This is a genomic window from Arthrobacter sp. Soil761, from assembly GCF_001428325.1.
Taxonomy (GTDB): Bacteria; Actinomycetota; Actinomycetes; order Actinomycetales; family Micrococcaceae; genus Arthrobacter.
In genome coordinates, this window is sequence record NZ_LMSF01000032.1 from 153465 (window position 1) to 169046 (window position 15582).

At 66.7% G+C, this 15582-nt stretch carries 10 protein-coding genes and 1 pseudogene; 3 read left to right on the forward strand and 8 right to left on the reverse strand.

Going from position 1 to position 15582, the window contains the following annotated elements; genetic code table 11:
- Positions 1 to 66 precede the first annotated feature (66 nt).
- The 3 genes from mshA to ASG79_RS24265 all read left to right on the forward strand — a co-directional run bounded on the left by mshA (position 67) and on the right by ASG79_RS24265 (position 4263).
- The gene (gene mshA, locus ASG79_RS22200) at positions 67 to 1332 is read left to right on the forward strand and encodes a D-inositol-3-phosphate glycosyltransferase (RefSeq protein ID WP_056394209.1); all 1266 of its coding nucleotides are present in this window, start codon (positions 67 to 69) and stop codon (positions 1330 to 1332) included.
- Between the two features lie 156 nt (positions 1333 to 1488).
- Positions 1489 to 3165 carry a formate--tetrahydrofolate ligase gene (locus tag ASG79_RS22205; RefSeq protein WP_056394212.1) on the forward strand — a complete coding sequence of 559 codons (1677 nt, stop codon included), beginning with the start codon at positions 1489 to 1491 and terminating at the stop codon, positions 3163 to 3165.
- A gap of 495 nt (positions 3166 to 3660) precedes the next feature.
- Positions 3661 to 4263, forward strand: coding sequence for an endonuclease domain-containing protein (locus ASG79_RS24265; RefSeq protein WP_223992229.1), 603 nt, complete (start codon positions 3661 to 3663; stop codon positions 4261 to 4263).
- A gap of 222 nt (positions 4264 to 4485) precedes the next feature.
- Here the strand turns inward: ASG79_RS24265 and ASG79_RS22215 are convergent, their stop codons facing one another.
- The 8 genes and pseudogenes from ASG79_RS22215 to ASG79_RS22250 form a co-directional block, all read right to left on the reverse strand.
- Positions 4486 to 5571, reverse strand: a complete 1086-nt coding sequence (locus ASG79_RS22215; protein WP_018769188.1) for an inositol-3-phosphate synthase — start codon at positions 5569 to 5571, stop codon at positions 4486 to 4488.
- A gap of 159 nt (positions 5572 to 5730) precedes the next feature.
- Positions 5731 to 6771 (reverse strand): L-glyceraldehyde 3-phosphate reductase, encoded by a 1041-nt coding sequence (gene mgrA / locus ASG79_RS22220; RefSeq protein WP_018769187.1) that lies wholly within the window; start codon positions 6769 to 6771, stop codon positions 5731 to 5733.
- Between the two features lie 21 nt (positions 6772 to 6792).
- Entirely contained in the window at positions 6793 to 8562 is a 1770-nt protein-coding gene (treZ, locus tag ASG79_RS22225) for a malto-oligosyltrehalose trehalohydrolase (protein WP_056394215.1), read from the reverse strand.
- Positions 8559 to 10886: a malto-oligosyltrehalose synthase gene (gene treY, locus ASG79_RS22230; protein ID WP_056394218.1), complete on the reverse strand. Its 2328-nt coding sequence runs from the start codon at positions 10884 to 10886 to the stop codon at positions 8559 to 8561. Before treY ends, treZ begins: the two co-directional genes overlap by 4 nt.
- Positions 10883 to 13195, reverse strand: a complete 2313-nt coding sequence (gene glgX / locus ASG79_RS22235; protein WP_018769184.1) for a glycogen debranching protein GlgX — start codon at positions 13193 to 13195, stop codon at positions 10883 to 10885. Before glgX ends, treY begins: the two co-directional genes overlap by 4 nt.
- 68 nt (positions 13196 to 13263) lie before the next feature.
- Positions 13264 to 14847 carry an NAD(P)H-hydrate epimerase gene (locus ASG79_RS22240; protein ID WP_056394221.1) on the reverse strand — a complete coding sequence of 528 codons (1584 nt, stop codon included), beginning with the start codon at positions 14845 to 14847 and terminating at the stop codon, positions 13264 to 13266.
- Between the two features lie 15 nt (positions 14848 to 14862).
- Positions 14863 to 15210: a holo-ACP synthase gene (locus ASG79_RS22245; protein WP_013601780.1), complete on the reverse strand. Its 348-nt coding sequence runs from the start codon at positions 15208 to 15210 to the stop codon at positions 14863 to 14865.
- Between the two features lie 187 nt (positions 15211 to 15397).
- Positions 15398 to 15582: pseudogene (locus ASG79_RS22250) on the reverse strand (glutamine--fructose-6-phosphate aminotransferase); the annotation flags it as partial.

Here is a 15582-nt window from a genome sequence, read left to right on the forward strand (position 1 = left end):
AATGTTTTATCGAATGCGCACTGAGCCGGCTCCCCTGATACCCGCCGGCGGCCGGAAGGAGGTCCCGTGGCACTGATCCGCAGGGTCGCGCTGCTCTCCCTCCACACCTCCCCCATGGAACAGCCGGGCTCCGGTGACGCCGGCGGAATGAACGTCTATATCCGCGAGCTGGCCTCCGCCCTGGCCGAGGCGGGCGTGGAAGTGGAGATCTTCACACGCGCCACCTCAGCCGACCAGCCCGCCGTCGAACATCCCGATCCCGGCGTCTGCGTGCACAATGTCCTGGCCGGGCCGCCGAAGAAGATCCCCAAAGAGGAGCTGCCGGGGTTGCTGCACGCCATGGTGGCCGAGATCGAACAGATCCGCCGCCGGCAGCCCCACGGCCGCTATGACGTCATCCATTCGCATTACTGGGTGTCCGGGATCGCCGGGCTGGAACTGTCCGAACTGTGGGGCGTGCCGCTGGTGCACACCATGCACACCATGGCCAAGGTCAAGAACCTGCTCCTTGAATCCGGCGAACAGCCGGAGCCGCGCCGGCGCGAGGTGGGCGAGCACCGCATCGTGGACGGCGCGGCACGGCTGATCGCCAACACCAGCTCCGAGGCAGCCGAGCTCGTTTCCCACTACGGCGCCACCTACGACCGCATCGACATCGCCCCGCCCGGAGTGGACCTGGCCACCTTCACACCGGCATTCCGGGCGCGGTCCCGGGCCCGGCACGGCATCAGCCCGGACACCTTCCATCTGGTGTTCGCCGGCCGCATCCAACGGCTGAAGGGCCCGCAGGTCCTGGTCAAGGCGGCGGCGCTGCTGCGCAAACGCCGGCCGGACATCGACCTGCGCGTCACCATCCTGGGCGCCCTGAGCGGCAACAAGGAATTCAACCTGCGCTGCCTGGTTGCGGAGGCAGGAATGGACGACGTCGTCACGCAGCTTCCGCCGGTTAAGGCACCTGAGCTGGCGTCCTGGTTCCGCGCGGCGGACGTGGTGGTGATGCCTTCCTTCAGCGAATCCTTCGGGCTGGTGGCACTCGAGGCCCAGGCCTGCGGTACGCCCGTCGTGGCCACCCGCGTCGGCGGGCTGTCCCGCGCCATCTTCCACGGCCGGACGGGGCTCCTGGTGGATGGCCACCACGCCGCCGACTGGGCCGATGCCCTCGAAGCCCTGTACGACGACCCCACCACCCGCCAAGACCTGGGCCGCGCCGCCGCCATCCGCGCCCAGAACTCCGGCTGGCAGCGCACAGCCGCCATCACGCTGGAAAGCTACCATGCCGCCGTCGAGAATTTTGTGGGCCGGCGCCTGGCCCCGGTGGTTCCCGCTTCCTGACGTTCCTGTCCTGGTTTCCTGCCCGGCTTTTCTGTCATGGGCTTTTCCTTTTCCTTCGCGGGCGCCCCGGGTGCTGTTAGCTTAGGGGCAGGCCTCCGGCGCCTGCCGGCGCCGGAATGGACTGGGCAGGATGAAGCTGCGCAGGAAAGGACAACGATGTCTGCACTCCCTTCTGATCTCGAGATAGCCCGGGCTGCCCGGATCCGTCCCATTGCGGACATCGCGGCTGCCGCGGGGGTTAATCCGGAAGCCCTGGAACAGTACGGGCGGTTCAAGGCCAAGATCGATCCGGCCAAGCTCGATGCGCCGGCTCCCTACGGCAAGGTGGTGCTGGTCTCGGCCATGTCCCCCACGCCCGCCGGCGAGGGCAAATCCACCACCACCGTGGGATTGGCGGATTCCCTGGCCAGGGCCGGCCGGAAGGTGATGATCGCGCTGCGGGAGCCCTCGCTGGGTCCGGTCCTGGGGATGAAGGGCGGTGCCACCGGCGGCGGCTATTCACAGGTGCTGCCCATGGATGAGATCAACCTGCACTTCACCGGCGACTTCCATGCGATCACCTCCGCCAACAACGCCCTGATGGCGCTGGTGGACAACCACATCTACCAGGGCAACGCGCTTAATATCGATCCCCGCCGCATGACGTTCAAGCGGGTGCTGGACATGAACGACCGCGCCTTGCGTGAGGTGGTCATTGGCCTGGGCGGGCCTACCCAGGGGGTGCCGCGGCAGGACGGGTTCGACATCACCGTGGCCTCCGAGGTCATGGCCGTCTTCTGCCTGGCCAGGGATCTGGCGGACCTGCGCTCCCGGCTGGGCCGGATCACCTTCGGCTACACCTACGACCGGGTACCCGTAACGGTGGCGGACCTGGGGGTGCAGGGCGCCTTGACGCTGCTCCTGAAGGAGGCGGTCAAACCCAACCTGGTCCAGACCATCGCCGGCACCCCGGCCCTGGTCCATGGCGGCCCGTTCGCCAACATCGCGCACGGCTGTAATTCGTTGATTGCCACCCAGACCGCCCGGCGGCTGGCGGACATCGTGGTCACGGAGGCCGGTTTCGGCGCGGATTTGGGGGCCGAGAAGTTCATGGACATCAAGGCCCGGTACGGGGGCCTGGCGCCGTCGGCCGTGGTGGTGGTGGCCACGGTGCGGGCGCTGAAGATGCAGGGCGGGGTGGCCAAGGACCGGCTGGCCCAGCCGGACCTGGCTGCCCTCGAAACAGGGGTGGCTAACCTGCGCCGGCACGTGCGCAACGTGGAGAAGTTCGGGGTCACCCCTGTGGTGGCGATCAACAGGTTCTCCTCCGATTCCCAGGAGGAGCTGGACTGGCTGCTGGCCTGGTGTGCTGCCGAAGGCGTGGCGGCGGCCGTGGCGGACGTGTGGGGTCGCGGCGGCGGCGGTGACGGCGGCGACGAACTGGCAGCGTTGGTCCTCCAGGCTGCGGAGGGGCCCAACAGCTTCCGGCACCTCTACGCCCTGGGGCTGCCGGTGGAGGACAAGATCCGGACCATTGCCCAGGAGATCTACGGCGCCGACGGCGTGGATTTCTCGGTTCCGGCGTTGAAGCGGCTGGCCGATATCGAGCGGAACGGCTGGAGCGGGCTGCCGGTCTGCATGGCCAAGACACAGTACTCGTTCACGGACGATGCCTCCCGGCTCGGTGCCCCGAAGGGCTTCACCATCCATGTCCGGGACCTCCTGCCCAAGACAGGTGCGGGCTTCATCGTGGCGTTGACCGGCGCGGTGATGACCATGCCCGGCCTCCCCGCCGTCCCGGCAGCCCTGCGCATGGACGTGGACGCGGACGGCAACCCGGTAGGCCTCACCTGACACGCCCGCTCACCTTTGGCAGCACAACACCAAACCCCCGCTCACCCCCTTCCGCGGCGAGCGTCGGGCAAAACGGCGAACCGGCACGGCCTGTGGATAACTCAACACGGGTATCCGCCATATGCATGACAATGCAGTATGCGATCCCGCCTTCCCTTGCCTGTGCATCTGGCTGGCAGACCCTTCACGCTTGAAAGCTCAAGAAGCGCCGGACTGGACCACAACCGCCTGCGTCACAACGACGTCGAACACATCAGCCGGGGCCTCTACCGCCCTGCTGCATGGGACTTCTGCCTCGAGCATGCTGCCCGCGCATTGTCGGAGGCGACGCCCGGCGCATGGATTTCCCATGTGACAGCGGCGCGCCTCCAGAGTTCGCTCCTGCCCGCTTGGTTGTCCGACTCCAGTGAACTTCACCTAAGCAAGCCCACGCTGCTTCCGGGAGCCCGCAGGAAAGGAATTCACGGCCACCGGCTCATTGTGAAGCCTGGCGAGGTGGAGTTCGTCGAGGGGATATGGATTAGCACACGGGCACGGACATGGCTGGACATGTCACGGCTACTGCCGTTGGCAGACTTGGTGGCTATGGCGGACCAACTGGTACGGCTGCCCCGGCCTGAACTGGAGGGCAGGGAGGGCGCCTACTCAACAATTGAGGAACTACGGGACATGGTTGCCCGTCATCCAAACCTTCAAGGGGTTGTGCGTGCCCGGCAGGCACTGGACTTGGCGCGGGTTGGATCGGACTCCGCGCCCGAGACCTTCCTCCGGTTGGCCATGTTTGACGCTGGTCTCCCGGAGCCAGAGCTGCAGCTGGCACTTTATCCTGGAGACCCTCGATCGTCGTCTGCCGACCTCGGATTTCGGCAGCGAAGAATTGCTATCCAGTACGACGGCGGCCATCACCTTATGGAAGCCCAGCGACTAAGCGATCGGCGCAGGGACAAGGCCTTCGAAGCGGCCGGGTGGACTGTCATCATCGTCGACAAGGCCGATCAGAAGGACAGCTTCGCTGCCGCTATCAGAAAGATCAGGCGAGCCGTGAAGAACTCTGTGGCGGATGCGACGGTGGCGTCGGGGTTCGCAAACGGGGACTAGTTGAACGGGGCTCACTTTCAGCTGGGATCGACTGAACGTTCGCCGGTGAGATGCGAGCGGGCGTCCCCAGAATAGTCGTCAAAAGTGAGCGGGCGTCGTAGAAAAATCCGCCAAAAGTGAGCGGGCGTCGCCAGAAAAGAGCAGGAAGTGATGGGGCGTTTTAAATGGCGGCGCTCCCCCACCCCGGAGGGTGAGGGAGCGCCGCCAACGAGGTGTGGAGTTCTAGCGCTCCACGTCGCCGCGGATGAAGGCTTCCACCTTTTCGCGGGCGAGGTCGTCGTTGAACTGCTCCGGCGGGGACTTCATGAAGTAGCTCGACGCGGACAGCAGCGGGCCGCCGATGCCACGGTCCAGGCCGATCTTCGCGGCGCGGATCGCGTCGATGATCACACCTGCGGAGTTCGGGGAATCCCAGACCTCCAGCTTGTACTCCAGCGACACGGGGGCGTCGCCGAAGTTGCGGCCCTCCAGGCGGACGAACGCCCACTTGCGGTCATCGAGCCACTGGACGTAGTCGGACGGACCGATGTGCACGTCCTTGGCAGCCAGCTCGGCCTCAACGTTGGAGGTCACGGCCTGGGTCTTGGAGATCTTCTTGGACTCCAGCCGGTCACGCTCCAGCATGTTCTTGAAGTCCATGTTGCCGCCAACGTTCAGCTGGTACGTCCGGTCCAGGGTCACGCCCCGGTCCTCGAACAGCTTCGCCATGACCCGGTGGGTGATGGTGGCGCCGATCTGGCTCTTGATGTCATCGCCCACGATTGGAACACCCGCGGCAGTGAACTTGTCCGCCCACTCCTTGGTTCCGGCAATGAAGACCGGCAGCGCGTTCACGAACGCCACGCCGGCGTCGATCGCGGCCTGCGCGTAGAACTCGGCCGCTTCCTGGGAGCCGACGGGCAGGTAGCAGACCATAACGTCAACGGCAGCGTCCTTGAGGGCCTGGACCACGTCCACGGGCTCTTCAGTGGATTCCTCGATGGTCTCGAGGTAGTACTTGCCCAGCCCGTCCAGGGTGTGGCCGCGCTGGACGGTGACACCGGTGGGCGGGACGTCGGCGATCTTGATGGTGTTGTTTTCGCTGGCCGTGATGGCGTCGGCAAGGTCAACGCCGACCTTCTTGCCGTCAACATCAAACGCGGCGACGAACTGAACGTCACCCACGTGGTACTGGCCGAACTCAACATGCATCAAGCCCGGAACAGTCTCTGCGGGATCGGCATCCTTGTAGTACTGGACGCCCTGCACCAGCGAGGCGGCGCAGTTGCCCACGCCAACGATTGCAACACGGATGGGATGTGAAGACACAGAACTCCTTTGGGGACAAACGTCAGCCGGCCGGGTTTGCCTCGCAGACAGTACGACGGCGGCCGGCTGGCTCGGCGCCGCGCGGCGCCTTTTCATACTACCCAACGCAGCGGGACCGGGCGCAGTGCACCCGGTCCCGCTGCGTAAAGAGAATCACCGTCAGGCGTTTTGCTTCCAGAGGTTGATGTCCGACTCAACCGCAAACTCGTCAATCGCGGTCAGCTCTTCATCCGAGAAGCCGAGGTTGTTGATGGAGGACAGCGTGTCCTCCAACTGCTGGACGCTGGAGGCGCCAACCAGTGCCGAGGTGACGGGCGAGCCCTTAGGCTGGTCGCGCAGGATCCAGGCGATGGCCATCTGGGCCAGGGTCTGCCCCCGGCCTTGGGCGATCTTCCGCAGTCCGCGGACCCGGTCCAGTTTTTCCTCGGTGATGGAGTCCTCCGAGAGGAAGCGCGCCTTGGCTGCCCGCGAGTCGTCAGGAATGCCGTGGAGGTATCGGTCGGTGAGCATGCCCTGCGCCAGCGGCGAGAAGGCGATGGATCCGGCGCCCACCTGGTCCAGTACCTCGTAGAGGTTGGGTGAACCGTCCTCGGTCCAGCGGTTCAGCATGGAGTAGCTGGGCTGGTGGATCAGCAGCGGCGTGCCCAGTTCCTTGAGGATACGGGCGGCCTCGAGGGTCTGCTCCGGCGTATAGGAGGAAATGCCCGCGTACAGTGCCTTGCCGGAACGGACGGCGTAGTCCAGGGCACCCATGGTCTCCTCCATCGGTGTTTCCGGGTCGGGCCGGTGGCTGTAGAAGATGTCCACGTAGTCCAGTCCCATGCGCTGCAGCGACTGGTCCAGGCTGGAGATCAGGTACTTGCGCGAGCCCCATTCGCCGTAGGGACCGGGCCACATGTAGTAGCCGGCCTTGGTGGAGATGACCAGTTCGTCGCGGTAGGGCTTGAAGTCGTCCCGCAGGTGCCGGCCAAAGTTGGTCTCGGCGGACCCGTCCGGCGGCCCGTAGTTGTTGGCGAGGTCGAAGTGGTTGACGCCCAGGTCGAAGGCGCGGCGGAGGATGTCCCGCTGTTCCTCGAAGCGCTTGTCGTCGCCGAAGTTGTGCCACAGTCCCAGCGAGATGGCCGGGAGCTTCAGGCCGCTGCGGCCCACCCGGCGGTAGGGCATGGATTCGTAGCGGTCGCCTGCTGCAATGTACGTCATCAGTTTCTCTCTTCCGTCGATTCAGGCTTTGAGGATCGCAGCGCTCCAGGGCGCCAGTTCCAGGGACCCGCCGTCCAGTGTGGTTCCGTTGTCCGTGGCCAGCAGCACGCTGCCGGCGGCCTCGTCCAGCCGGACCTTCGAGTCCGCGAAGTTCACCAGGACTTCGACGGATCCGCGCCGGAACCGCAGCCAGCCGGCGTCGTCGTCGAACGAAACCTCCGTCCCGCCGAAGCCAAGCCCCGCCAGTTCCGGATGCCCGCGGCGCAGCGCCGTCAGCGCCCGGTACAGTTCCAGGAGCCGCGCGTGGTCGCCAGAGGTGGCCTCGGCCCAGTCCAGCTTGGACCGGCGGAAGGTTTCCGGGTCCTGCGGGTCAGGCACGACGGCGGGATCCCACCCCATGCGCTCGAATTCCTTGATGCGCCCTTCCGCGGTGGCCTTCCCGAGCTCCGGTTCGGTATGGGAGGTGAAGAACTGCCATGGTGTGGTGGCGCCGTATTCCTCGCCCATGAACAGCATGGGGGTGAACGGGGAGGTCAGCGTGAGGACCGCGGCCACGGCGAGCTGCCCGTAGGACAGGGACTGCGAGAGCCTGTCCCCCGTGGCCCGGTTGCCGATCTGGTCGTGGTTCTGGTTGCAGACCACCAGTGCCGCGGGGTCCACCAGGGCGGCGTTGATGGGCCGGCCGTGGTGGCGTCCGCGGAAGCTGGAGTAGCTGCCGTCGTGCAGGAACCCGTCCTTCAGCACCTTGGCCAGCACGGCCAGGGATTTGAAGTCGGAGTAGTAGCCGGTGGTCTCGCCGCTGACGCTGACATGCACGGCATGGTGGAAGTCGTCGCTCCACTGCCCGGCCAGTCCGTACCCGTTGACGTCACGGGGGTAGAGCAGGCGCGGATTGTTGAGGTCCGATTCCGCGATGAGCGTCTTGGGCAGCCCGGTCCCGGCTGAAATCGCGTCGCCCAAAGCCCCCAGGTCCTCCAGGATGTGCACCGCGCGCTCGTCCCGCAGCGCGTGCACGGCATCGAGGCGGAGCCCGTCCACGTGGTAGTCGCGCAGCCAGAGAGCGGCGTTGTCCAGGATGTATTCGCGGACCACGTCCGAGCCGGGCCCGTCCAGGTTCACCGAGTCGCCCCAGGTGTTGGCGTCCCCCTGCTTCAGATAGGGGCCGAACCTGGGCAGATAGTTTCCGCTGGGGCCAAGGTGGTTGTAGACCACGTCCTGGATGACGCCCAGTCCGGCGGCATGGGCGGCGTCAACGAATCGCTGGTACGCGGCCGGCCCGCCGTAGCCTTCGTGCACGGTGTACCACTGGACGCCGTCGTAGCCCCAGTTATGCGTGCCGTTGAATCCGTTGACCGGCAGCAGCTCCACGAAGTCGATGCCCAGGTCCACCAGGTAGCCCAGCTTCTCCGCGGCGGCGTCCAGGGTTCCTTCGGGGGTGAAGGTGCCCACGTGGAGTTCGTAGATGACGGAACCCTGCAGGTCCTTGCCGCGCCAGCCGGAATCCTGCCATGCATAGGCTGCGGGATCGTAGGTCCGGGATTGGTCGTGCACGCCGGCGGGAAGCCGTCGGGACCTGGGATCCGGGACGGGGGTGGTTTCCCCGTCCAGCAGGTAGCCGTAGTCCACGTCGCCGTCCGCGGGCGCGTCGGGGGCCGTCCACCACCCTTCCGATCCCGGCGCCGTGTCCTTCTTCTGCATGGGATATTGCCGGCCATCGGCCAGCAAAACCACCGATGAAACGTCCGGCGCCCAGACATCGAAGCGCTCAGGTCCAACGTTGACCAGGGTCATGCCTTCTCTCCATCTTCGGGTACCAGTAGGGCCACCGGGTAGGTACCCAGCACATCTGCCACCAAAACCGGGCCCGGCCCGTAGCTGGCTCCCGTAAGTTCGTCGCGCATGGCAGTGGAAAGGTCGACGGCGGTGTCCCGCCACCCGCCGCCGGCTTCCAGTCCGGCGGGGAGCCGGGTGGCAAGCGTGAGGGCGCCGGAGGAGGCATCGGTTCCGCGGGTGAATGCGAGCAGGTGCCCAGCAGCCGCGCCGGTGGCTGGGACTGGCGTGTAGCCCTGGAACAGCTCCGGCCGGTCCCGGCGCAGGCGGAGTGCCCGTGAGGTGACCAGGAGCTTGCTGGCCTCTGTGCCCTCGTCCGGCAAGGTGCCGGCGTCGAGCTTTGCCAACTCAGCCTGCCGGGCACCAAAGTCCACCGGCCGGCGGTTGTCCGGGTCCGTCAACGAACGTTCCCAGAACTCGCTGCCCTGGTACACGTCCGGCACGCCGGGCATGGTCAGCTGGACCAGCTTGGCGGAAACCGAGTTGGCGGCGGAGAAGGAGTCGATGCGGGCCACGAAGTCCGTCACCACGTTGGCGACCTTGGCGTCGTCGAAGACTGCGTCCACGGCGGCCTTCACCGCGGCCTCGAAGTCCTCATTGGGATTGGTCCAGGTGGTGGAGTTCCCGGCTTCCCGGGCCGCCTTCTCGGCGTATCCCTGAAGCCGTTCCCGGCTTGCCGGCCAGGCACCGATGATTGCCTGCCACAGCAGGTTTTCGTACGGGCCGTCCGGGATGGGCGCCAGGCCGCGAAGGCTCTCCAGCGTTTCCGCCCACTCCTGCGGCAGCTCGGCGATGACCGAGATCCGTGCCCGGGCATCCTCGCTGCGTTTGGTGTCGTGGGTGGACAGGGTGGTCATGGACAGCGGGAGGTCCTGCTGGCGCCGCTGCATCCGCTGGTGGAATTCCTCCGGGTCCACGGCGAACTCGGTGGGTTCAGCGCCCACCTCGGTCAGGGTTCCAAGGCGGGTGTAGCGGTAGAACGCCGTATCCTCCACGCCCTTGGCCATGACCATGCCGGAGGTCTGCTGGAACCGGATGGCGATGGCGTTGGCCGGATCCAGCAGCAGCGGAAGGAGGGTTCCCACCGCCACTTCCAGGTCCGGCCGGTGGGCTGCCGCGGATTCGCATGCTTCCTTGAGGACATCGGCGCCCACGGGCAGGTACGAACGGTACACCGGGAAGGACGCGATAATCTCCGCGATGGCGTCGGTTGCCTGGTCCAGGGCGAGGCCGTAGGACTCCGGGACCAGCCGGGCCAGCCGCAGCACTTCCGAGCGCAGGATGCCGTCGGCGATCATGCGCTTGGTGCCGCGGATCATTGCGGCATAGTCCGCGGGCTCTGAGGAGCCCCGCAGCCTGGCGTCCAGTGCGTCCAGTGCCTGCTGCCCCGCGGGGTCCACAAAGACCCGGTCCACGTCCGCCAGCGCGTCGTATCCGGTGGTGCCTTCGCACGCGAACTCCTGCGGCAGCACCTCGCCCGGTTCCAGGATCTTCTCCACCAGGACGTAGGCGCCGCCGCTGAGGTCCTTCAGCCAGCGGAGATAGCCGGTGGGATCGGCGAGGCCGTCCGGGTGGTCCACGCGTAGCCCGTCCACCAGGCCCTCGGTGAACCAGCGCCCCACCTCGGCATGCGCTTCCTGGAAGACCGAGGGTTCTTCGACGCGGATTCCGGCGAGCGTGGTGACCGCGAAGAAGCGCCGGTAGTTCAGCTCGGCGTCGGCGCGGCGCCAGTCCATCAGCTGGTAGTGCTGGCGGCTGTGCACGTCCTGCGGGGAATCACCGTCGCTGTATGTGCCTTCGGCCAGGGGGAACCGGTGATCGTAGTAGCGGAGTTCGCCGTCCTTGACCTCCAGCTTGTCCAGGTCGGCGTCGGAGCCCAGCATGGGGAGCCGGACCTTTCCGCCGCCCAGGTCCCAGTCGACGTCGAAAGCTTCCGCGTAGGGTGATTCGCGGCCCTCCTTGAGCAGGGACCACCACCACGGGTTCTGGGGAGGGGATGCCACGCCCACGTGGTTGGGCACGATGTCCACCAGGACGCCCATGCCGTGCTCGCGCGCTGCCCTGGACAGGGCCAGCAGCCCTTCAGGGCCGCCGCGGTCCGGATCCACGGCGGACGGGTCGGTCACGTCATAGCCGTGGTCCGAACCTTTTTCCGCAGTGAGGATGGGCGACAGGTATACCCAGTCCACGCCGAGGTCCTTCAGGTACGGGACCTGGTTGGCGGCGTCGAACAGGGTGAAGCTGCTGCGGATCTGCAAACGGTAGGTGGAGACGGGTGTCCTCATGCCTCGGTTGCCTTCGCAGCCTTGGTCTCCTCCGCCTTCGCAGCTTTGGCGTCCTCGGCTTTGGCTGCCTTGGTTTCCTCGGCCTTTGCCTCGCTCGCTTCCGCGGCCTTGGTCTGGGCCTCCACCATCTCCTCCTGGGCTTCCTCGTGCTCTACCCTGGACGCCAGTGAAGCGGCAGCGGATGTGTCCACCTCAGCTTCCGGGCCGGAGTAGGCGCGCAGCACCACCATGGACTTCGCGTCCAGGGTCAGCGTTGCCTTCGCCTTGAGCGGTTCATACGCGTCAGCCTGGGCCGCGGTGTCAATCAGGACCTCCCAGTACTGTGAGTACTCTTCGTTGGGAAGGCAGAAGTCCACGGCATCGTCATGGGCGTTGAAGGCCATGATGAAGCTGTCGTCCGTGATGCGCCGACCGCGTGAATCCTGTTCCTGGATGCCGTCGCCGTTGTAGAACACGCCGATGGTGCGGCCGAAGCCGCTCCCCCAGTCCTCCGGCAGCATTTCGGTGCCGTCCGTCTTGAGCCAGACGATGTCCGGCAGCTTTTCGCCTTCGCCGCGGCGCACCGGCCGGCCGTCGAAGAAGCGGCTGCGGCGGAACGTCGGGTGGTCGTGGCGGAGCTTGTTCACGAAGGCTGTGAACTCCACCAGCGGCTGGTCCATGGCTTCCCAGTGGATCCAGCTGAGCTCGGAGTCCTGGCAGTAGGTGTTGTTGTTGCCCTGCTGGGTGCGGCCCAGCTCGTCGCCGTGCAGCAGCATGGGCACGCCCTGGGAGAGCAGCAGCGTGGCGATGAAGTTCCGCTGCTGGCGGGCGCGCAGGGTCAGGACCTTGTCGTCGTCGGTGTCGCCTTCAACGCCGCAGTTCCAGGAGCGGTTGTGCGATTCGCCGTCGTTGTTGCCCTCGCCGTTGGCCTCGTTGTGCTTCTCGTTGTAGGAGACCAGGTCCCGCATGGTGAAACCGTCGTGGGCGGTGACGAAGTTGATTGAGGCCACCGGACGGCGGGCGGAGCTTTCGTAGAGGTCGGCGGAGCCGGTTAGCCGGGAGGCGAACTCGCCAAGCGTGGAGGGCTCGCCGCGCCAGAAGTCGCGGACGGTGTCGCGGTACTTGCCGTTCCATTCGGTCCACTGCGGCGGGAAGTTGCCCACCTGGTAGCCGCCCGGGCCGACGTCCCACGGCTCGGCGATCAGCTTCACCTGGGAAACTACCGGGTCCTGCTGGATGAGTTCGAAGAAGGTGGAGAGCTTGTCCACGTCGTAGAACTCACGGGCCAGGGTGGAGGCAAGGTCGAAGCGGAAGCCGTCCACGTGCATCTCCGTGACCCAGTAGCGCAGGGAGTCCATGAGCAGCTGCAGCGAGTGCGGGTGGCGGACGTTCAGGGAGTTGCCGGTGCCGGTGTAGTCCATGTAGTGCTTGAGGTCGTTGTCCACCAGGCGGTAGTAGGCCTGGTTGTCGATGCCCTTGAAGGACAGCGTGGGGCCCAGGTGGTTGCCCTCGGCAGTGTGGTTGTAGACGACGTCGAGGATCACTTCGATGCCGGCGCGGTGCAGGTCGCGCACCATGGCCTTGAATTCCTGGACCTGGTGCCCCACGTCGCCGGTGGCGCTGTAGGTGTTCTGCGGGGCGAAGAAGCCGATGGTGTTGTAGCCCCAGTAGTTGCTGAGCCCCTTTTCCACCAGGGTGCCGTCGTTGACGAACTGGTGGACGGGCATGAGTTCGATGGCCGTGACCCCGAGCTTCTTCATGTGCTCAATGACCGCAGGGTGGGCCACACCGGCGTAGGTGCCGCGCTGTTCGTCCGGGATTTCCGGGTGGAGCTCGGTGAGGCCCTTGACGTGGGCTTCGTAGATCACCGACTCGTGGTACGGGATCCGCAGCTGGCGGTCGCCGTCCCATTCGAAGAAGGGGTTGATGACCACGCCGTGCATGGTGTGCGGGGCGGAATCGGCGTCGTTGCGGGAGTCGGGGTCGCCGAATTCGTAGGAGAATAGGGCCGGGTCCCAGTCGATCTGGCCCTGGATGGCCTTGGCGTAGGGATCCATCAGCAGCTTGTTCGGGTTGAAGCGGTTGCCACTGGCGGGATCGTAGGGACCGTGCACGCGGTAGCCGTACTTCTGGCCGGGCTGGATGTGCGGAAGGTAGCAGTGCCACACGTAGCCGTCCACTTCGGTCAGTTCGATGCGCGTTTCGGTCAGGTCATCAGCCAGGAGGCAGAGTTCGACCCGCTCGGCCCGTTCGCTGAACAGGGCGAAATTGGTGCCGGTGCCATCAAAGGTCGCTCCCAGCGGATAGGCAGTTCCAGGCCAGACTTCCATCGTGCTCCTCATTTTGTGGTCAGCAGCAGAGGGCATCGGAACGCCCCGCTGCTGGTGCGAACTAATGCCTACCGTAGTGGTTGGCTGTGACTATTACGTTTCCAGGCTCCATATTTACTAAGCATGCTGACTTTACCCCAAATTTCGGGTATGGCATTCGCGACGCCGCCGGCCGTGATCGGACCACCTGTCACCGCCTCCGACGCCGCCAGCCCTGCCCGCCCGTGCAGCGCGGCGCCCAGTGCGGCAATTGCGGCCCACCGCCCCTCCGCCGCTATGCCCACCTCACTGAAGCGGCCGACGTCGGGCCCCGCCTGGGCGAGCAGCGCACCAATGACCCCGGCCAGGACGTCCCCACTGCCTGCAGTGGCGAGCCAGGGCGTACCGTCCGCCTGGCTGAAGGTCTCTCCCCAGGGTGCCGCCACGAGTGTGGTGGCGCCTTTGAGCAGGACGGTGGCTCCCGTACGGTTGGCGGCCTGGCGTACGGCGGCGAGGGTTCCGGCTTCCACGGCTTCCCGGTCCTCCCCACCGCCCAGGCGTTGGAACAGCGACGCCAGCTCGCCGGCGTGCGGGGTCAGCACCATGTGCGGGGCGAGCATGGCCGGCAACGCGGGCAGCGCGCCGGCGTCGGCAACGACGGGAAGTCCGGACGCGATGGCATCGCGGGCACGCGTCAACTGGTCGTGGTCCTGCGGGCCCATGCCCGAGCCCACCAGCCACGCCTGCACCCGGTTGTCGGCCACGCTCCCCGTGCTGCACACCACCTCAGGACAGGACTGCCGGACGAGGTCGGCCACGGCCGGCGGACCGAGGTACCGCACCATGCCGACTCCTGCGGCCAGGGCGCCCCGGCACGCCAGGACTGCGGCGCCGGGATAGTCCTCGGATCCGGCCACCACTCCCAGCACTCCGCGGGAGTACTTCTGGGCCCGCCGTGCAGGACGGGGCAGGAGGTGGGCCAGTTCGGCATCCTCCAGCCGGCGAAGGGACGGCTGCGGCAGATGCTCCTCGATCCCGATCGGCACCACCAGGACGCGTCCCGCATGGTCCGCGCCCGGGTCCGCCAGCAGGCCGGCCTTCGCTCCCCCGAACGTTACGGTCAGGTCGGCGGAAAGGACCGGCCCGGCTGCCTCGCCGGTATCGGCGTCCACGCCGCTCGGGAGGTCGCAGGCCACCACCAGACCGCTCCTGATGCCGTCACTGACAGCCTGGACCAGGTCTGCAGCGCTGCCCCGCAGCCCGCCTTTCGCTCCGGTCCCCAGCACGGCGTCAATGACGACATCGGCCGCGGCAGCTTCCGCCGCCAGTCCCGGGATTGCAGATTCAGTGAGCCGGTGCACCCGGCCGCCGGCGCGCTCGAATGCCGCAAGGCCAGCCGGATGGGCGGAATCGCCGGTGAGTACCGCCGTCGTGCGTATTCCGCGGACGGCAAGGAAGGCGGCTGCGAACAGGCCATCGCCACCGTTGTTGCCCTTGCCGGCCAGCACCACCACGCGGGCACCGCTCAGGCGGCGGCCCCGGGACTTGAGTTCCTGGACGACGGCGCCGGCCAGGCCGTGTGCGGCGCGCTGCATGAGCACGTCCCCCAGGCCGGTGGCCAGGAGGGGTTGCTCGGCGGCCCGGACCTGCGTTCCGGTGTAGGCGTTGATCATGCGGCGGCTGCCTGGTCAGCCTTCGGCCAGGACCGTGGCGGTGGCGATGCCGCCGTCGTGGCTGATGGACAGGTGCCAGCGCTTGACGCCTTTGGCCTCGGCAACCGCAAGGACGGTCCCCTTGACCTGGACGGTGGGTCCGTTGTGGTCAAGGCCGATCCAGCAGTCCTGCCAGTTCATGCCGGCGGGCGCACCAAGGACCTTGGCCACGGCTTCCTTCGCGGCGAACCTGGCTGCCAGGGAGCGGGTGTTCAGTTCCCGTTCCGCCGGCACGAACAGGCGGTCCCTCAGGCCCGGCGTCCGTTCCAGCTGGCGGCCGAACCGCTCGATGTCTACTACGTCTACCCCGATGCCAACGATCATGCGGTTCATTCTACGGGGGCGCGCCTGGCCGGAAGCGGGTGCAGGGTGCGGTTTGACCCCGGAAATTGCGGTTGTCCGCCATCAGCGCAAACACCTGGTTTTGGCACGGCAGGGTTAACGGTGGAAGCCCCGGGCCCACTGACTGGTTCAGTGGGCCCGGGGCTTTCAGCTGTTCATTGGCTGGCTGTTACTCGACGGTGACGCTCTTGGCGAGGTTGCGGGGCTGGTCCACGTCGTAGCCCTTGGCTGCCGCGAGTTCCGCGGCGAAGATCTGCAGCGGGACGGTGGTCAGCAGGGGCATGAGCAGGGTGGGGGTTTCGGGGACGTAGAAGACGTACTCGGCGTAGGCCTTGACGGCTTCGTCGCCTTCCT